The sequence below is a fragment of the Nitrosopumilus sp. genome (assembly GCF_025699125.1).
Classification (GTDB): Archaea; Thermoproteota; Nitrososphaeria; order Nitrososphaerales; family Nitrosopumilaceae; genus Nitrosopumilus.
Map to the genome: position 1 here is coordinate 676390 of NZ_JAILWC010000001.1, position 18192 is coordinate 694581.

At 33.1% G+C, this 18192-nt stretch carries 27 protein-coding genes; 14 read left to right on the forward strand and 13 right to left on the reverse strand.

What is annotated here, in order from left to right; genetic code table 11:
• Nucleotides 1-87: 87 nt before the first annotated feature.
• Both K5783_RS04175 and K5783_RS04180 read left to right on the forward strand, forming a co-directional pair.
• A complete protein-coding gene (locus K5783_RS04175; protein ID WP_297472265.1) occupies nucleotides 88-1902 on the forward strand; it encodes a CBS domain-containing protein in 1815 nt (604 codons plus the stop codon).
• Between the two features lie 223 nt (nucleotides 1903-2125).
• Entirely contained in the window at nucleotides 2126-2956 is an 831-nt protein-coding gene (locus K5783_RS04180) for a hypothetical protein (RefSeq protein ID WP_297472267.1), read from the forward strand.
• Here the strand turns inward: K5783_RS04180 and K5783_RS04185 are convergent.
• Entirely contained in the window at nucleotides 2946-3200 is a 255-nt protein-coding gene (locus tag K5783_RS04185; protein WP_297472269.1) for a hypothetical protein, read from the reverse strand. The two genes, K5783_RS04180 and K5783_RS04185, sit on opposite strands and share 11 nt — an antisense overlap.
• Before the next feature lie 77 nt (nucleotides 3201-3277).
• On the opposite strand from K5783_RS04185, the gene K5783_RS04190 reads away from it, so the two are divergent.
• Together K5783_RS04190 and K5783_RS04195 are read left to right on the forward strand one after the other, a co-directional pair.
• On the forward strand, nucleotides 3278-3511 hold the full coding sequence (locus K5783_RS04190; RefSeq protein WP_297472271.1) for a hypothetical protein: 234 nt from the start codon (nucleotides 3278-3280) through the stop codon (nucleotides 3509-3511).
• 14 nt (nucleotides 3512-3525) lie between these two features.
• Entirely contained in the window at nucleotides 3526-4092 is a 567-nt protein-coding gene (locus K5783_RS04195) for a hypothetical protein (RefSeq protein ID WP_297472273.1), read from the forward strand.
• On the opposite strand, the gene K5783_RS04200 is transcribed toward K5783_RS04195, so the two are convergent.
• Nucleotides 4085-4360: a DUF5615 family PIN-like protein gene (locus K5783_RS04200; RefSeq protein ID WP_109875949.1), complete on the reverse strand. Its 276-nt coding sequence runs from the start codon at nucleotides 4358-4360 to the stop codon at nucleotides 4085-4087. The two genes, K5783_RS04195 and K5783_RS04200, sit on opposite strands and share 8 nt — an antisense overlap.
• Nucleotides 4361-4444: 84 nt before the next feature.
• Between K5783_RS04200 and K5783_RS04205 the strand changes: the two genes are divergently transcribed.
• Nucleotides 4445-4678 carry a hypothetical protein gene (locus K5783_RS04205; RefSeq protein WP_297472276.1) on the forward strand — a complete coding sequence of 78 codons (234 nt, stop codon included), beginning with the start codon at nucleotides 4445-4447 and terminating at the stop codon, nucleotides 4676-4678.
• A gap of 175 nt (nucleotides 4679-4853) precedes the next feature.
• On the opposite strand, the gene K5783_RS04210 is transcribed toward K5783_RS04205, so the two are convergent.
• Complete coding sequence (locus K5783_RS04210) at nucleotides 4854-5210, reverse strand: hypothetical protein (RefSeq protein WP_297472278.1); 357 nt, start codon at nucleotides 5208-5210, stop codon at nucleotides 4854-4856.
• 27 nt (nucleotides 5211-5237) lie between these two features.
• Nucleotides 5238-5618, reverse strand: a complete 381-nt coding sequence (locus K5783_RS04215) for a DUF6659 family protein (protein WP_297472280.1) — start codon at nucleotides 5616-5618, stop codon at nucleotides 5238-5240.
• Nucleotides 5619-5722: 104 nt separating this feature from the next.
• Here K5783_RS04215 and K5783_RS04220 point away from each other — a divergent pair, with 104 nt between their 5' ends.
• The gene (locus tag K5783_RS04220; protein WP_297472282.1) at nucleotides 5723-6340 is read left to right on the forward strand and encodes an O-methyltransferase; all 618 of its coding nucleotides are present in this window, start codon (nucleotides 5723-5725) and stop codon (nucleotides 6338-6340) included.
• Here the strand turns inward: K5783_RS04220 and K5783_RS04225 are convergent, their stop codons facing one another.
• Nucleotides 6341-7756 carry a hypothetical protein gene (locus tag K5783_RS04225; RefSeq protein WP_297472283.1) on the reverse strand — a complete coding sequence of 472 codons (1416 nt, stop codon included), beginning with the start codon at nucleotides 7754-7756 and terminating at the stop codon, nucleotides 6341-6343.
• A gap of 195 nt (nucleotides 7757-7951) precedes the next feature.
• Here K5783_RS04225 and K5783_RS04230 point away from each other — a divergent pair, with 195 nt between their 5' ends.
• Entirely contained in the window at nucleotides 7952-8179 is a 228-nt protein-coding gene (locus K5783_RS04230) for a hypothetical protein (protein WP_297472285.1), read from the forward strand.
• A gap of 76 nt (nucleotides 8180-8255) precedes the next feature.
• Nucleotides 8256-8681: a hypothetical protein gene (locus K5783_RS04235; RefSeq protein ID WP_297472287.1), complete on the forward strand. Its 426-nt coding sequence runs from the start codon at nucleotides 8256-8258 to the stop codon at nucleotides 8679-8681.
• A 2-nt stretch (nucleotides 8682-8683) separates the two neighbouring features.
• On the opposite strand, the gene K5783_RS04240 is transcribed toward K5783_RS04235, so the two are convergent.
• The 6 genes from K5783_RS04240 to K5783_RS04265 form a co-directional block, all read right to left on the reverse strand.
• Nucleotides 8684-8929, reverse strand: a complete 246-nt coding sequence (locus K5783_RS04240) for a hypothetical protein (protein ID WP_297472289.1) — start codon at nucleotides 8927-8929, stop codon at nucleotides 8684-8686.
• 23 nt (nucleotides 8930-8952) lie between these two features.
• Nucleotides 8953-9180 carry a hypothetical protein gene (locus K5783_RS04245; RefSeq protein WP_297472291.1) on the reverse strand — a complete coding sequence of 76 codons (228 nt, stop codon included), beginning with the start codon at nucleotides 9178-9180 and terminating at the stop codon, nucleotides 8953-8955.
• Nucleotides 9181-9223: 43 nt separating this feature from the next.
• Entirely contained in the window at nucleotides 9224-9799 is a 576-nt protein-coding gene (locus tag K5783_RS04250; RefSeq protein ID WP_297472292.1) for a hypothetical protein, read from the reverse strand.
• A 421-nt stretch (nucleotides 9800-10220) separates the two neighbouring features.
• Nucleotides 10221-10604: a nuclear transport factor 2 family protein gene (locus K5783_RS04255; RefSeq protein ID WP_297472294.1), complete on the reverse strand. Its 384-nt coding sequence runs from the start codon at nucleotides 10602-10604 to the stop codon at nucleotides 10221-10223.
• A gap of 80 nt (nucleotides 10605-10684) precedes the next feature.
• The gene (locus tag K5783_RS04260; protein ID WP_297472296.1) at nucleotides 10685-12877 is read right to left on the reverse strand and encodes an elongation factor EF-2; all 2193 of its coding nucleotides are present in this window, start codon (nucleotides 12875-12877) and stop codon (nucleotides 10685-10687) included.
• A 48-nt stretch (nucleotides 12878-12925) separates the two neighbouring features.
• A complete protein-coding gene (locus K5783_RS04265) occupies nucleotides 12926-13831 on the reverse strand; it encodes a sugar isomerase (protein WP_297472298.1) in 906 nt (301 codons plus the stop codon).
• Nucleotides 13832-13914: 83 nt separating this feature from the next.
• Here K5783_RS04265 and K5783_RS04270 point away from each other — a divergent pair, with 83 nt between their 5' ends.
• From K5783_RS04270 to K5783_RS04290, 5 genes are all read left to right on the forward strand, one after another.
• Nucleotides 13915-14742 carry an MqnA/MqnD/SBP family protein gene (locus tag K5783_RS04270; protein ID WP_297472300.1) on the forward strand — a complete coding sequence of 276 codons (828 nt, stop codon included), beginning with the start codon at nucleotides 13915-13917 and terminating at the stop codon, nucleotides 14740-14742.
• A gap of 26 nt (nucleotides 14743-14768) precedes the next feature.
• Nucleotides 14769-15059 carry a hypothetical protein gene (locus K5783_RS04275; protein ID WP_109875967.1) on the forward strand — a complete coding sequence of 97 codons (291 nt, stop codon included), beginning with the start codon at nucleotides 14769-14771 and terminating at the stop codon, nucleotides 15057-15059.
• 71 nt (nucleotides 15060-15130) lie between these two features.
• Nucleotides 15131-15253, forward strand: coding sequence for a hypothetical protein (locus K5783_RS04280; protein ID WP_297472302.1), 123 nt, complete (start codon nucleotides 15131-15133; stop codon nucleotides 15251-15253).
• Between the two features lie 64 nt (nucleotides 15254-15317).
• Nucleotides 15318-15590 (forward strand): hypothetical protein, encoded by a 273-nt coding sequence (locus tag K5783_RS04285; RefSeq protein WP_297472304.1) that lies wholly within the window; start codon nucleotides 15318-15320, stop codon nucleotides 15588-15590.
• A gap of 97 nt (nucleotides 15591-15687) precedes the next feature.
• Nucleotides 15688-15966: a hypothetical protein gene (locus K5783_RS04290; RefSeq protein WP_297472306.1), complete on the forward strand. Its 279-nt coding sequence runs from the start codon at nucleotides 15688-15690 to the stop codon at nucleotides 15964-15966.
• 269 nt (nucleotides 15967-16235) lie between these two features.
• On the opposite strand, the gene K5783_RS04295 is transcribed toward K5783_RS04290, so the two are convergent.
• Nucleotides 16236-16394, reverse strand: coding sequence for a hypothetical protein (locus K5783_RS04295; protein ID WP_297472308.1), 159 nt, complete (start codon nucleotides 16392-16394; stop codon nucleotides 16236-16238).
• 338 nt (nucleotides 16395-16732) lie between these two features.
• On the opposite strand from K5783_RS04295, the gene K5783_RS04300 reads away from it, so the two are divergent.
• Nucleotides 16733-17038 carry an MTH1187 family thiamine-binding protein gene (locus K5783_RS04300; RefSeq protein ID WP_297472310.1) on the forward strand — a complete coding sequence of 102 codons (306 nt, stop codon included), beginning with the start codon at nucleotides 16733-16735 and terminating at the stop codon, nucleotides 17036-17038.
• Here the strand turns inward: K5783_RS04300 and K5783_RS04305 are convergent.
• Entirely contained in the window at nucleotides 17035-18132 is a 1098-nt protein-coding gene (locus K5783_RS04305; RefSeq protein WP_297472311.1) for a radical SAM protein, read from the reverse strand. The genes K5783_RS04300 and K5783_RS04305 overlap by 4 nt on opposite strands.
• Nucleotides 18133-18192 lie beyond the last annotated feature (60 nt).

The following is an 18192-nucleotide window of genomic DNA, read 5'->3' on the forward strand; positions in this document are numbered from 1 at the left end:
AACCATGTTATTTTGTGAATTATTTTTTGACGATCAAGGATTGAGCATGACCCCAAATTATTTAAAATCCCCAACAATGGTAGCTTTATGTCGGAAAATCCTGAACGTGCAATATCATATGTTCTAAGTAGGTACGTCAGAAAATACATGGATAGTGATGTACTCATATTGAGTAAGAACACTCCCACCAGAGAAGCAACTAGAATGTTGCATCACTATGAAACAGACGACATAGTTGTTACGGATGAAAACAATATTCCGGTAGGAATTGTAACAGACGAAGACATTCTAAGAAAAGTGAGTGATGTTACAGTGTACGCAGAATCTACTACATTAAAAGACATCATGACTACACCCCTAATCACAATTAATGAAAAAGCAACATTGCAAGAAGCATTGCATAAAATGAGAGATAACGGAATTAGAAAATTGCCAGTTTTATCAAATAAAAATGAGATACTTGGTATGATCTTTCAGACAACTATCGCTAATGTAATTCGAGACGCTACGGCCACACCAGCTCGTCTACTGAGTCCTCCTGTAAAAGCAATATTGGGAAATCTTGGTTTTGTATTACAGTTTGCAGGAGTATTGTTACTTGTACCTGCTATTCTCGCCACAGTTTTAGAAGACACAGTGATTGCTACAGGAATTTACCTAACCACAGTTCTTTTACTTGTGACAGGATTCTTTTTGAATTCATATGGGGAAAAAGCAAGTCTTAACCTTCAGCAGGCATCAATACTGGTATTTTCTAGTCTGTTTTTGCTGACTTTGTTTGGCACAGTTCCATATCTGTATGTACTGCCAAGTGATGAGACTAGCATAGAAGCATTTTCAAATGCGTTCTTTTCAAGTGCTGCAGGATTTACAACTGGAGGAATATCCTTATTTTATGAACCGGAGGAATTGAGTGAGAGTTTTACGTTTTTCCGAAGTTATACTCAACTTGTAGGAGGAATGAGTTTCATCTATTTAGTAATCACAGCATTTTATCCAGAGTCAAAACTGCAATCAATGCGCGGTTTTATTTCAGGTAGAACACTCCATATGAAAGAACTATTCCTTACAATCACAGTTATTTTTTCAATTTATATCGTAATTGTTGCAACATTGTTGTATCTCTTTGGAGAGGGAAACATTATAGATAATTTCTCATTGGCAATGAGCACGCTTGCAACAGGAGGATTCTTGCCCACATCCACAATTCTTAATGATCTATTGTGGCAAGAGCAAATTATTCTTATGGGCGCAATGATACTGGGCGCATTACCATTTACATTCCATTATGCATTTGTTAGAAAAAAATTCTTGTCCCCAAAACTTGGAAAAGAGGTTTTAACGTATTTTGCAATTTTGGGAAGTGCAATAATATTATTCGTTTCAATTAGCGGTTTAGACCCTATGGAAAGTGCATTCATTACTGTCTCAGCAAGCACCACAGCTGGACTTCAACAAGAAAGTCTTGCGGAACTTTGGAGTGGAGCTCAGACAATTTTGATAATTTTGATGTTCATCGGAGGATGTGGATTCTCAACAGCTGGCGGTTTTAAAATTTTTAGGTTATTACAATTGAGACATTTTCTAGATTTTATCAACAAAGTAAAAAGAGCAGAATTAACAGCAGAAACAAAAAAAGAAATGACATCTACTTTGATCATCATAGCATTATTTCCAATAATTGCATCTATTACTGGATTACATCTTGCAGAAATTGAACAGGTCTCATACGAAGATGCGTTTTTTGAAGCAGTAGGAGTGATTACAACTGGAGGATTGTCAGCAGGGGTGATTGATCTCAATACAGATCCGGCTACAAAAATTGTGTTAGGATTTTTAATGATATTTGGCAGATTGGAAATAATTGCGATAATTTACATATTCATTCCAAAACTCATCTAAAAATATTTCAAATTCCACGGAATGGTTTTTTGTTATTCCTTGTAAGGTTTTAGCAGCGAACTAATGAAATTTCAAAAATCATAGAAATTAGGACAAATGATTCGAGATAAAAATAACTAGAGAGCAATTGTCAAGTATCCCAATACGACATATGAAAGACGTACAAAACTTGTAAGAAATCAAATGAGATAGGATTTAATTTCATTGAAATCGGAGATAAACAATGAATGAGCAAGTAGGAAAAAGTGTCAGCAAAGGAAAAAAACTCATCACATTAGGATTCATAACAATTATTGCTCTATTCATATTGTATGGAAGATACCAGGATCCAGAGCTTCTTACTCCCAGTGCAATTGATTCAATACAAAGAATCGCATATGGATTTTACATTACACTAGTTGCGGCATTTGGGGCCATTGCTTTTGGATTGTATCGTTATCATAAAGGGAAAGTGGAGGCTAATCAGAAAAATCTTTCAACAATAATCGCCTTAACAACATGGAATTCAAAATCACGTAAAATTTTTGTTGCCACCTTTATTGGGTACGGCATATTTTTTTCGCTGGCATCAGGAACTCTTGTTTATCAACCAGAAGTTAATTTTGCAATTCATTATGGTGCTACGATTCCATCAGGATTTATTGCGCCATGTTGTGATGGTCCAGGATACATGCCAAAGATAATCGTGTATCTGACTGAACATGTAGGTTTACAAATTATTCCGATAAATTTAGTTTTACAGGTAATTGTGTCTTATTTGGTCGGATTAAACGCTGCAATTGCTGTAAGTGCATATGGAATATCAAAGAAAGGCAGAGGAGCAAGTACGATAGGAGCTGCAACAGGATTGTTTATTGCGTGTCCAACTTGTGCAGGGACATTTTTGTCAATATTTATTGGAACAGCTAGTGGAATAGCATTATCTATTGCATTAACTCAAATGCAGACATTATTTATTGCAGTTTCAATTCCAGTATTAATCATAACTCCATTTGTAATGGCAAAAAAATTGCAAAATTCAGATGGAAGTTGTAAAATAGATCCTAAACAATGAATTTTTTGACTTCAGGAACCTTATGATTACCAATATCATAACCGTCCCGTCTTAGAAATTTTAGAGTAAGTTTGTAGAGAAGTTCATCATGATCTACTTTTTCTAAAATTTCAGTCCATAAAACACGACCATTTGTTTCAATGTATTTTTTAAAGTCGGGATTCATAGATTCTGCAATTTCTTTACACTGATCAAATGTTTTTCCGTTTTTATAAGCACGAATCCGTCTATCACAACTATCCATGTCTTACCATGGTAAAAATTTTAAATAAACTTAGTTTGTCAGGGTTCAAACAAATACTAGAATAATCTTCAGAAAACATGGGAATAAAATCACCTTCAGAATATGTGGATTTTTTCATAAATCTCAACATGGGAGAAAATGTCAGTTTGCTAAGTTTCATAAACAATGAAAAAAATGTTCTGAAAAAAAATTTAGAGTTGAAAAACATCAATAAAGAACCAATCAAAAAAGGAATAGAGATTTTGGAGCTATTAGTAAGAGAAATTAATGAGAATGGAGAAAAAGCAGTACTAGGAAAATATCAAAAATAGTCCTGGGGAAAATTATGGAAAAAAGTTCACAGATTATCAGAACGGAGATCATCAGAATTCTCAACGAAAATGGGAAAATTCGCGGTACAGAACTTGCGAGAAGGGTCATAGAAAAAATGGGTAATGAAAAAACAGTATACAGAGAAATTAGTGCATTAGTTGAAGCAGGAGAAATAGAGAAAAAAGTTCACAGCAGATCCCACATAGAATATGAATTGATAAATCTATACGAATCAGTAAACAATCAATTAAAAAGTCTACATAAGGAGATTGAAACAGTTTTTGAAGAAATAAAAAATTTCACTATGATTAGTAAGGAAGAAAATTTTTCATTTCATGAAAGATTAAGATCAGTTATTCATTTAATACACATTGTGCAGTCAACGGATGGAATCATGAAGTTGCTATCATATTATCCAGCATTCAAGAAAGATAAAATGTTCTCACAGATAAATAGAAAGATAGAGGATTGCTGGAAAATAATCATGGACATTATTGCACATCAGCCAGAAGAGGATTTTCTGAATGAGGTTCTGGCCAATTTAAGAATGCCACAAATAGACACTAGCAATGTTAACTAAAATTTTTTAATTTTTCCACTATCACTTTAAGAATTTCTTCATCATCAAGAAGAATAAGAGGAAAATTATTTTCATCGCTTGCTTTACGAAATTCTGTATCTTTTGTTACAATGATCATGTCGTTTTCACGAGCGTAATTAATAATAGAATAGTCTGATCCTAGCTTCTTTCCTTCCCTCTGTAATTTTCTTACACTTTGAGCATCATATCCTAAATTGATTAACCGTTCATCCATTCCATCTAGGTTTTCATCTACAAGAATTTTCATAAAAATTACTAAGTTAAATTCAATATTAGTGTAAATAAATCATGAATGTCAAATACTTATTTTCAATGAAATTGTTTATTGTTCATGGATGAGAAAAAAGAAGATAAATCAGCAGAGTCATTGAAGAACCATATTGTGTATTACAGGTCTTTAACTAAAGTAATTTCAAATATTAAAAAAGAAAAAGAACAGGAAAAAGAATTGGCAATCAAAGAACATCTAGAAAATAGAATTGAAGCCATGGAAAAAGACAGAAAACGAATAAGAGACATGTTTCCAGAAATTAAGGAAGAGGAATGGAATGGCAACACCAACTGAAAAAAATCACAATAAACATCTAGACTTACTCCAGGATTATAAAATTCACTTAATAAAATACATTGAAGAATTAGAAAAATTGGACAAGCAGTCAGAATTTGCAAAAAAATGGAACGAGGCGACAGTTAAGGAAAGAAAGTATGAAGTGCAGGTAGTAGACAAGATAATCAAAAATTTAATCAGATTTTAGACGATGTTTTTGGGTTAAATCATAAAGAGAGTTACAAAAATCATCAAGATGTTCTATCGACACCCCATCAAACCAAGCCAGTTCATTATCAATACTGAAATTTGTAAAATCTGTAGACATGTTTAGGAATTTTATTTCTTTATCAAATAATTTTTTGATTTCTACCAATCCTTTATCTGTTATTTCATAATTACACGTAATCAAATCAATCTGAACATAATAATTTCCATGGCGAGGATTAATTTTTGCCTTAATGAAAGGTTTGTTTAGCTGTTGGCATTCCTTGTAATGTTTATCATACTCAAACATCTTTGAATCGCCAATATACTTGTGAAATGTCATAATTTTTTTAAAAATTTGGTATCGAGTCTAAATTTCAAATGTAATTTTCTTAATACGTGTAATTAATCGGATTTTTGTATCAATTGGCATTTCTGGCTCCATTGTAAAATACACAATATTTCTTTTTGTGTAAATAACCATTTGAGATACTTTTTCTCTTTCAACGTGCACATATCGTACTTTACCAAGAGAACGATCAAATTCCTTTCGCATTGATCTTCTTTGTGCAACTTGTTTGCAGAAATGTTCTTCTTCTTTTTGGGTTTTAAGGCTAGTTTTGCCTGTTTTCATGATTGCTTCTCGAATGTTACCTTTTGGATCAATAATAGCTGCAAATCTCATTTTTGGATCTAAATTTAGAATTTTCTGAACAATTTCTAAATAATCAAATTTTGTTGCGGTTGCCATATCTAGTGTGAAAAATATTTTTGCTAAATATAAGCTATCAAAATATTTCAAAAACATGCAATATGGAAAAGTATAGTTAAATCCATTTGAAACCTTACAAAAGCATGAAAGAGTCAATTTTCAATACTCTTAATGAGTTAGAAGTACAATCCACCCTTGAAAAATCAAGAATAGTAGATACATTGCCTGAGAATAGAATGCTTGCAATTACTAAAGAAACGGGAGAATTACTAAACATGCTTTTACGCCTAAAAAATGCCAAAAATATGTTAGAAATAGGTACATCAATAGGATATTCATCAATATGGTGTGCAGAGGCAATTTTAGAACAAGCAGGCAAGGTAATCACAATAGAGCAAAACCCAAGTAAGATAAAGAGGGCAGAAGAAAATTTTCGAAAAGCAGAGATCCAAGATGCAGTTGAAATCAAGGAAGGCAATGCACTAGACATTCTAAGCAAAATGAATTGCACGGATAAATACAAAGAATATTTTGATTTTGTTTTAATTGATGCAGATAAAGAAAACATAATCAAGTATTTTGATTTAATACTTCCAATGGTTTCTGTAGGAGGAATTATAGTCACAGACAATATGATATACCCAGAAAAATATCGTGAACATATGAAAAAATTTTCAAATTATTTGAAAGAGAATCCAGGTCTCAACACCATAACATCAAATATTGGAAATGGCGAAGAAATCACAATCAAAGTAAGATAATCATTTTTTTGCTGTTTTCTTGTCAGGAGATTTTTTACTAGGTTTTAATTTTTTCTCGATAGATTTTAGCTTCTTGTTTTTATCATCAATTTGTTTTTTAATTTTTTCCTGTTCAGACTTTAGTTTTTGATTTTTGATTTTTATTTGCTGTTCAATTTTATCACGCTTCTTTTTAAGGGATTCAAATAACTTTTCTTCTTTTTTAAGTTGTGTGTTTAATTTAATTTGTGATTTTAATTTGTCTTTCTCTTCTTGAGTCTTTTTTGATATTAGTTCTTTTTCTTTGGATATTGTATTGATTAAGTTTAGTCGTTCTTCTTTAGCAGAAATCAATTCTGCCTCTTGTTTTTTGAGAATTTTTTTAAGTTTTTCAGATTCTGTAAATTTTGCCTTTTCTTGATTAACTTGAGAAACAATATCTTTGTAATCTTTCTTAGTTTTTTCGAATTCTGCTTGTCTTAGTTTGATGTCGTGTGCGATTCTAGCCTGCTCTGCTAGGCGTGATTTTTGCTCCTCAGCCATTTGTGTTAGCAACATCTGTTCTTTTTGAACCTGCTTTTCAATTTCTTCTTGGTCAAGTTGTGCTTGAACTAGTTGTTTTTTTTGTTCATTGAGATCTCTTGTGATTTTAGTTTTTTCGACATCAATTTTTTTAATTATTTGTTCTCTTTCCTTTTTTACTTTAGATAATTCTTCCTTTTGAGAGATAATTTCTTGTGACAGTTTTGTTTGAGTTTCGATTCTTAGTCTTTCGTCTTTAATTTGTGATTCAAGAGAGGATTTTTCATTAGTAATTTTTTGCTCATATTCTTTTCTATGAGATATCAACTGTGTTAATTTTGAGCGCTGGTGATTTATTTCGTCGGAAATCTTTTCTTGTTGTTCAATTTTTGCCTCTTCATTTTTTATATCTGCATTTATTTCTGTTAGTTCATTAGAATTATTTTTCGGATTCCATCCCTTTGGCATACTTCCTCTAATCTCATTGTTTGGTTCAATATTAGAAACAATTTCTTTTGGAGGGGGTGAAAATACAATTTCTTTCTTTTCTTCTACAGGTTTAATTTGAGTATCTGAGTTTAATTTTGATTCAAGATAAGATACATCGGAATGATAAAGAGATTTGTTACTTTCAAGCGTGTCATAGATGTGTTGCAATCTCCCAGGATCTCCGTTTCCCGAATCAATTAGTTCTTGAATTTTTGGGAGAAGAGCATTTTCTTTTTTAACTGAATCGTCATCAATTGAAAATGAAGAATTCAACTTACTTTCTAAATAGACCTGATCTGAGCGGTACAGAGGACGGCTACTTTTCAAATATTCAAGTATATGATACAATCTGCCGGCATCACCATTGCCAGTATCAATTAATGACTCTACTTTTTGAATTGTTTCTGTCAGGGTCAGTTGTTTCAAATTGTTGTCACTCTTTTGATTATTTTTTATATAATTTGGTAAAGATAACTGTTTAAAAAAAATTCACACGTACATGAATTTTAGGTGATTAAGATCCAAAATGCAGCGCAGATTGGTATCCACGATATCATTATTCCTTGAAGTATTTCATGTTAAGATATTGTTGTTTATTAATCAGAAATAATTATCGCTAATATGAAATCAGGATTTGTAGTAATTATTATTGGAGTAGTCATGTTTGTTGCTGGACTTGTGATGTTTTATTCAATAGAACTTGGTCAAACAGATCCTGTTTTGAGATTAGTAAAAAATATTGGAACGTTCACAGGCCTTTTAGGAATGGGTGTAACGCTAGCTGGAATTTTATTAAATATAATTAGTAAAAATCAACCGCCCATCCAAGAAAATTCTGAAATCGAATAATACAGATATTTTGTTATCGAAATCATTGTTTGAGACAATAACTAAATTATAATATGTAAAAAGAAAACATTTTGGAATGTCTGAAAAAATTTGGCTGGGTGCAATTTATTTAAAAGATGAGGGAGGGTACGAGATAATCATAAAATCGTTGAAACATTATAGAAACAGATTAAAAACTATGGGCAACAGTCCAGAACTAAAAAATGCCGCTGCAATGTTCGCATCGGTATTAAATCAGCAAGCAATGAAGACAATCCCAGTAATTGATGAAACAATTAAAAAAATTCAAGACAATTTACACGATATTCAATCTATTTCTAAATTAAGTGAAGACATTCCATTTTTAGAAAAGGCCCTATCTTGTTATGAGGCAGACATTAACAAAGCAGAAGATACAGGACACGAATATTTTGTCAATCTAGTTGGAAATATGATAGAAGCAAGGAATGATCGAAATTCAATCAAAGTTGCATTACGTAAAATAAAAAAGTTTTCAGAATAATCTCACAAACCTTGCAAATACCAGTCCAAGTAAGGAGCTAACGCTTTGCATTGTTTTATTTTTTCAGATTCATCGTCAATTTGCATTATCTTTTGAATTTTACCTTGAAGATACTCAGATGTCAGTTCACTTTTAAATTCAGGCATTATTTTGTTTAAAATTTCAAGAATTTCCTCAGAAGGCGTACTCTCAAAATTCCTCATTATGCGATTGACTTGTTCTTCCAAAGTCACAAAAACTAGTTTCAAAATCCCTTTATTATTTTATACATCTAAAGAATATCGTCATCATTCCAAGTAAGACGAAATTTTCCAGTAACTCTAAACATATTGAGTTTTCCACCTTCCTTAAAGCGAAGTTTGTATGATTTGTGGGAGTCATCCTCGATATCTATACTCACACCATCTTTGACAGTCTGAAAAACAATAGGATTGTTTGAAATTTGTTTCCATTCATTCTCAGCAAAATCAAGATAGAATTTAGTGTACAGCAATCCCATAATGATTGATGTATCTACCTGAATAAATAACTAGATGAGTAGTCTATTTCAATAAATTTTTGGGTAGGATAGATCCCAAATAACTTGTAATTGCTGGAAAAAGGATTTCAGAATCACGATCATTTCTTGTTATTTCAAACACATTGTGAATTAACTGTTGAATTGTCAGATGTTCATCACGGTACAGGGTTTTCTTAGGATTTTTAGCAGCATCCAAAATTGTAAACCCATTGTCAGTCTCCAATAAATTTCTCAATAGTGAATTCACTATGTTTATTTTCTCATCAATGTCCTTGTGTGGAAAATCAGTATTCAATCTCTTGATTTGTAACTTTAAATCATGAAAAGAATTTGTCGTATTTCTTTCAACTAGATGTTGAGATTTGGACGCGTAATTATTTGAAGGCAAGTAAAATTTCATATTTGCTTTTGTTTGAACTGTGATGATCTCTTTTTCAATTAACATATCTCGTGTCTTTTCAAATGTGGTTTTGGCCATAAATTCAGGAACAATCAATTTAATCAAGGCATTGTGATGTAAATCAGGATTGTCTCGGATTATCTGAAAAACTATCCTTTCACGCTCATATGATTCTAGGTTAGGCTCATTATGACTCATTTTATCTAGGTCGACCTATATTAGGAAGGTTGTCTATAAATCAATGTCGGTAAAAATTCAGAGAAATCGCCATAGACATCAAATAGAAATTTTGAAATTCAGATTTGCATGCACATTACAAACAAAATGACGGATAAATGGAAAAATGTCCATTTATTTTTCAAAAGCCAGGCACAAATTAAATGGAGATAAATGGAGATAAAAAAAATTTGAAAAAATACCTACAAACTGCAATAAATACAGCTATTCCTGAAATGTAAGGATCTTTTCCATCAAAAATACCATCACTGCTACCGACATCTAAAATTTCTGTATCTTTGTCCGCCATTTTTTAGAATTATTTTGGAATCTTTGAGTGAAATTGATACTCCGTAACCTCGAAGAAGTTTAACGTTGTAATGATTTTTCTTGCCTTTGAGAGTCAAGCCAATGATTCTTGAATCTTTTGTGTGTCTGTAAATTGCCTGAACTTGAAAATTTTGTTGTCCCTGATCTCATAGATGTGGGAAAATGGAACATCAAATTCTTTTTCTTCCTTTGAGATTCCCGTATATCTTCCAATTACTATTACGTGGTTTTTTGAATCCAAATATTCTTCAGGAACTGCATGAAATTCCTTGAAATTTGATAACATGTTAGCAAAATAATCATTAAAGATTGCATCCAAGCCAACATATCTTCCACCGTGAGGCATTCCTTTCAGAGTGATCCATTCTAGTTTCTCATCACACAATTGCTGAATGGTTTTCATGTCTTTGTTTTTGAAAGCAAGATAGAATTTTTCTATTAGTTCTACATTGGACATGAAATTTTGTAGGATCTTTGTTTCTTAAGATTTACGACAACGCAGCATCTTTTTGTTCCCAGAACGGGGAGATACCATTTTTACTCTTTATCGATAAACTCGTTAACACCTGGTGGATCTGGTGCCAATCCCTTTCTCTTCCTAATGTCAGCAACAGCTGGTCCTAACATTGATTTTGGGACTTCGGTCCATTCCTTAAATGAGGTATTCCAAGTTGCACGTCCAGCTGTTTGGCCCCTCATCTCTTCAGATAAAGTAAATGTTTCAGAAGCTGGAATCTCACCTGTAATAATGCTTGAAGCACCTTTTTGAGACATGTCCAATACTTTGCCTCTCTTTCCAGAAAGAACAGTTGCCACATTTCCAACCAAATCAGTAGGAACACGAACTTCAATAGCTAGAGTAGGTTCTAGAACTGCAGTTCCAGCAGTAAGTAAAGCGCCCATACATGCTCTTCGGGAAGCAGGACCCAATTGAGAAAGTCCTCTATGTGCGGTATCCTCATGAGGTACAAAGTGAGTGAAGATAAACTTGCAATTCCTCATCTGTTCTTTACAGAGAGGTCCTTCTTTCATCACTTCTTCGAATCCGGAATTAATAGAATCAGTTGATTCTTGTACAAATTGCACACCTTTAGTTCCGTTAATCAAAACATTTCCACGTGAATCAAATTTCATCACTCTCTTGATTGTGTCAGTATCCCATCCGGCCTTCTTTAGAAGTTCTGCCACCATCTTTTTATCTTTCATATCGCTGATTTCTCCTGTTCTTAACATGTGAGCAATTTCAGGTTCTAGCGGCTCTACTTTCATGAAAATCTTATTGTGTCTGTTTGGAGATTTTGCCATGATTGGTTCGCAACTTCCCTTTACTGTTTCTCTATAGTTAATCAAAGGTTCAGATGTGACAATTTCACATTTTGCGTCTTGAATTCTGTGTGTTGCGACATCAAGATGTAAAACTCCCATTCCCGCAACAATTGTCTCACCACTTTCTTCATCGATTTTCACAATTAGGTTTGGATCCTCAATTGTTAGTTGTTTGAGAATTTCAACTAATTTAGGCAAATCTTTAGGATGTTTTGGTTCTATTGCAATTTGAACAACAGGCTCTGAAACATAGTGAACGCCTTCAAACATTGGAATGTCTTTAATGGAAGATAGCGTGTTTCCGGCTCTAGCTTCAGTTAGGCCAAGTAATGCAGGGATGTTTCCAGCACCAAGCTCGCCTACTTGTTCTCTTTGGTTTCCCATAAAGAAGTTAACAGATTGTACACGTCCCTCTCTTTTTGAATCTATAATGTTGATTGTTTGTCCATCTTTAATTTTACCAGAAAATAACCTCCCTATTGCTACAGGTCCCGCAGCAGGATCTAAAACCATATTCACAATCATCATAATTGTAGGACCATCATCACTACATGCAAGTAATGCTTTTCCAACGTCGGATTCCAAATCACCTTTCCAAATTTGCGGAATCCTGTATTTTACTGCCTCATGTGGGGCAGGATGATGTTTTACAACCATTCCAAGAACTGCATCAGCTAGAGGGGCTTTTTCTACGAGTTCATCTACTTTTTCGTTCTGATATGCATCAATTACATCTTTAAATGAAATTCCTTTTTCTTTCATCAAATCAAGATTGATTGCCCACCTATCCTTTGCAGAGCCAAAAGTCACACTGGCGTCCTGGATTGATACTTTCCATTTTTCCTTGTATTCAGGTTCAGCATATGTGTCAATTAATTGATTAAAGTTTGATACAACATCTGCCAATTGCTGTTGCATCTTTTCTGGCGTTAATCTTAGTTCTTTGATGAGTCTATCAACTTTATTGATAAACAAAACGGGTTTTACACGCTCTTCTAGTGCCATTCTAGTTACAGTTTCAGTTTGAGTCATAATACCTTCTACAGCATCACAGACCACAACTGCACCGTCAATTGCTCTAAGACTTCGAATCACCCTTCCACTAAAGTCGACGTGGCCAGGTGTATCAATCATGTTTATGACATATTCTTTATTGTTTTTTGTAAAGTGTAAAGTAACATTTGCCTGATAAATTGTAATTCCTCTTGCTTGTTCTTCTTTGTCAAAGTCCATTGCCAAAGCTTTTCCAGCAGCAGATGGAGCGATAATTCCAGAGTTTGCCAAAAGACTGTCACTCATGGTAGTCTTTCCATGGTCAACATGAGCGATAACACCAAAGTTTCGGATTTGATCCTTGTTCTTAATGATTTTAAGAACTTCTCCTGTTGACTTGAATTTTACCATATTCGCAGACCCTAATATTCAGCTATTAAACCTTAGCCTTAGAAAAGATCAATAGATCATTCGATTTGAAACATTACGAATATTTTCTGCCGTGACAAAATGACATTCATTCTTCTTTTTCCTTTTGGCCTCATTAAGAGAAATGAATTGTGAAAAAAATATACAGTAAACCATTTGAGAAATCTTTTCAGAGGGCATGTTTGGGTGAATGACATTGATTCCAATCTTTTGGAGATTTTGTGCCAGTTGTGTATTGTAAGAGTTTTTTGCCTCAAAAATTATTACCGTATCACCTTTTTTTGAAGAAAATAACTCCATGTGAGAGAATTGTTCTATTCGGCAATAGTGCGAATCATAGCCTAAAATTTCATAAAATTTTGCAGCGCAATACATAGCTAAAGGAAAGGTATAGAAATTTCCTAAAACAAAAAGTCTTTTTGAGATTTTTGCTTTTTTTGCATCAGATTTTGCTTTAAGAAATAATACATTATTTTTTGGAATAGTTATTTTTCTTACGAGAGAAACACATGTGAGGGCACTTTCTAAAAAAGATATGCTTCCAGCGGTAAAGACACCATGGTTTCCAGCAGTAAGCAGAATGGTTTCATTAGATGTTTTTGCCAATTTGCTTTTAGGTTGAGAGGTTATCGCAGTTGTTTTTTTTGCAATTTTTGCAACTCTAATGTTAGTAATAGTATTTCCAGATATAGATACAAAATAGACATGTTTTGATTTTACTAATTCTCTATTTGAATACAAATCTAACGGGTCCATTGCTTTTACAAGACCGTTTGAAAATGACTCGGCTAACATTGCAGATGCAAAAGAATCACCACTGCCAGAAAACAGTATGTTTTTTTGGAGGTTTTGAGATATTGGATTTTGTTTTTGGAATGATTTTAAAAAATCTAATTCAAGTTCTATGTCTTTCTCATATGCTACAATTGAATTCATAATATCAAGATATTTCAGATGTATATTAGAAAAACGATTCAAGATAGATTTTAGTATTTATTACGAGAATTTAGGAAATAAATATGGAAATTTCTGTAGGACATACTCCTGATTCGGATGACGCATTCATGTTTTATGGAATGTTTACAGGCAAAGTTCCATCTCCAGATTTTAAAGTGAATCATGTAATTGAAGATATTGAGAAACTAAATCGTAAAGCTACAGATCCAGAACTTGATGTCACAGCAGTTTCAGTGCATGCATGTGCATACATACCAGGATATACAATTTTGAGAAGTGGCGGAAGTTTTGGAATAGGGTATGGGCCAATTGTTACAGCTAGAGAACAAAAATCAATTGACGAACTAAAGAAATGCAAAATTGCAATTCCGGGAAAAATGACATCTGCATTTTTACTACTTCAGCTAATGATTGGGAAATTCGATTTTGTGGAAATGAATTTCAGTGATATTCCTGAAGCAGTGAAAACAGGAAAAGTCGATGCAGGGCTAGTAATTCACGAAACCCAATTATCATACGCACAAGAAGGAAATGTCAAGATTTTAGATGTTGGAGAATGGTGGGATAAGACGACAGATGGTCTGCCTGTGCCTCTCGGAATCAATGTTATGAGAACAGATTTGGGCATGGATACAATTGTAAAGTTTGACAAATATCTGCAATCATCGATTGAATTTGGTTTGAAGAATTTTGATGACGCATTAGAATACGCGATGCAGTATTCCAGAGGAAAGAAACGAGACTTGATTGAAAAGTTTGTAAAAATGTATGTCAATCAGGTCACAGTCAATATGGGGGATCCAGGTGAAAAATCAATTAGAAAACTCTTTGAAATGGCAAAAGAGAAAAAATTAGTTCCAAATTTTCAGATAAGCATAGCCACCAAGTAATTATAGAACAAAAAAAATTTCAAAATATGGGAGACGGAATTGGTGGTGCCGTGATTGGAATTCTAACAAACAATGCATTTGAACTACTTGTAAGTCACACAAGAAAAGATAATCAGGAAGAATATGGTAAAACAGAAAAAATTATGATTGCAAAAGTGGATGATCCTGAACAACCACAATATGGCGAAACAACCAAAGAAGATTTAGAACGTGCATTGAAAGGAAAATTTGTCTCATGTAATGTACAATACAGAGATTCAAAGACAGATGTTCTTGTGTGCAATGTTTTTGTTCAAAAACCACCTGAGGGATTTTAATTACTAAATTTTGATAAAACTCTTTTTAATATTTCAGATGCTTTATTAGATTAAAAAAACAAAGTTACAATATGAAGATATGTAAAAAATGCGATGTGGAGATGGAAATTGTAAATCCACAAGAAAAAAGAAGAGGCAATGAGCAAAAAAACATGCAGTCAGAATACTATTGCCCAAAATGCAACCATTTTTAGCATTAATAAATTTGATACTAGAACAACACGCTTAAGTTAACAATTTTAGTATAAAAATAGTAATTTGAGTTTGATTTGTAAAAGATGTGATATCGAATTTCATGGGAGAACAGATAGAGAATTAATTTGTGAGTCATGTAATGCTCAGTTGGAATTACTAGACAAAGAGAGAAAAGCAAATGATGAAAGGATTAGGAAGCTTGAAGAACACAAGAAATCAGAATTGGAAAATCCGACATCAGAAGAGACTATGAAAAGGATAGAGCGCAATTTGCAAATAGAGTATAAAAAACGTGAGGGAATAATTAAAACGATCAAATCCAAAGATAGGTTCTAAAATTATTTTTAAAATAATATAAGAAATTCAAATGAATTGGTCAAAAATTTTGAAACAAGAAAATGCCTAATATATGATGAAATATCATCTATTATCGATGATTCTGGTAGACAAGAAAATACTTGCAGGAGGTCTTGCGATGATTATTGTCGGAGTCATCCTTGTAGTAAATATTAGTGCAACAATGCCCGCAGGCCAAGCAGGAATGACAGAAGAAGAAGTAGTTGATTTGCTTATTGCCCAACAAGAAAATCAAGACTATAACACATTAGCAGGAATCTTAATCGGGGTAGGATTTTTGTTGGTATTGATTAGTTTTGGAGCTAGAAGAAAGAAAGACAGTGCAAAAAGAAAGGAGAAAAAGCCTGCCGAATAATCGAAAAACTATTTTCGATATAATTCAAATTTCTTTTTACAATTACCACAAAATCGTTGTTTAGTTTTTCTACTTTCAGTTCCCAACGGTGAACCACACCTATCACATTTCTCTTTAATCATTTTAGGTTCTTAAATCCCTGTAGGATGTTCTCATCTTTTCATTGAAAGGAAACAGTAGTATAAGTAATTAATCATTTATCAAAATGTACCATTAAAAAATACACATGTCAGGATCGAATGTTTTTGAAATAAGATAAAAAAATAGAGTTATTCCTTATAATGGACTAACAATGCACTATCCATTACAGGTAAAACTGCAATAATGTTTTCGCCTTTTTGGGATAGAAATTCATTTACTACATCTTGAAGGTAAATTCCTTCAGATAGCTGTTTCGATTCAAAATAGCGGATTTTGTGAATCATCATAAATTAGTGTGAACTTGGAGGTATTAACAATTTAAAAAAAGAACCTCCCAGATACGGTTCTGGGAATTGATCAAACATGCATGTAAAAAAATAATTTCAGAGATTTTGTGAAAATTATCACCATAAATTCAGAATTAGTTTCCTAATATACTAGATAGGGATACATAAAACATGAAATATTGCCATGATTGCTTAACTCCAATCAATCGAAATTCATCAGAAGAGTATTGTAGTTTTTGTAAACGTGATAGAGCAGATAAAATAATCAACCCTACACCGTAAACTCTTCAATTTATCATAGAAGATATAATTATGTAAAAAATCATTATAAAATAATCTTGATTCAGGCTGAAATTTCCATATATCCGATGGCCACAAAGACTACAAGTGCAAGTTTTTACATTGCAAAGGCAATCGAATCAATTCAGAATATTGAGAATTTAAGATATCAAGTGAATCCTATGGGAACAATTTTGGAATCAGACAACATCGATGTAATTAATAGTGCTACAAAAACAATGATGGAAGTAGTTCATAATCTTGGAATTGCAAGAGTCGAAGTTGTGATAAAAATTGATTCAAGAAGAGACAAACAGATTAGAATGGAAGAAAAATTAGAATCTATAAAAAAGCAAATGACTTAGAATTCTTGCAATATTCCAAAATGAGTATTTCTCTGTGCAGGGGATCGTCCAATTTCTTTTACCATAGTTGCCAGTTCTTCAATGGATGACGCAGTAGGTTTTCCTGCAGCACGATAGATTTCCTCAGAAAATGCAGTTCCAACTAAATCGCTTCCTCCATTTGACAATGCAACTTGAGCAAGCTTCTTTCCATATGCAACCCAATAAACAGAGATATTATTTAGAACATTTGCAAGCATTAATCTGGACAATGCTATTATCTTCAAATCATATAATGATGAACATTCATTATTGACTAGATGCTGTTGCTCTAATTCAGTATTATCCAAACTAAACTTTAACGGAATTAATGTAATGAATCCTTTGGTCTTTTTTTGTAATTCGCGAATTTTAATTAAATGATCAATGATGTGTTCTGGTTTTTCTATATGTCCGTATAGCATTGTGACATTACTTTGAATTCCCATATTATGTGCCTCTTCAATTACATCAAGCCATTGTTGCCCAGTGCATTTTCCCCTTACAATCTTATCCCGGATGTCAGGATGGAATAGTTCTGCTCCTCCACCAGGCATTGAATCAAGCCCGGCATCCTTGAGACGGGATAGAATTTCTTTCGTAGAATTTTTAGTTAATTTGGATAAAAAGAAAATCTCAGCTGCTGTAAGTGCTTTGATGTTTAATTGAGGATGATTTTTTTTGATAACTTTCATCATATCTTCATAATATTCCAGCGGGAGTGTCGGATGAAATCCCCCTACAATATGAACTTCAGTTGCGCCCATCTGTTTTGCAATGCCGACGCGTTGTTCGATTTCTTGAGAAGTTAGAGTATATGCATCATCAGCACCATCTTTTCGATAAAAGGCACACATCTGACAGCTTGCAGCACACACATTGGTATAGTTCATGTAGTAAGATGCCGCAAAAGTAACGGTATCTCCAACTAGTTTTTTTCGCGAATTATCTGCAACGGCGGCAAGAATGTGTTGGTTGTCATAATTCATCAGTTCAAGACCGTCTTTATAGGACAATTCTTCCCCGGCTATTGCACGATCTAATGCTTGAGAATCCCCAACTAGTTGCTCTAACATATTATTTCATGTTCTCATCATGATATATTCCTTATAGTCTCAAAAGATAAGTAATCCAAA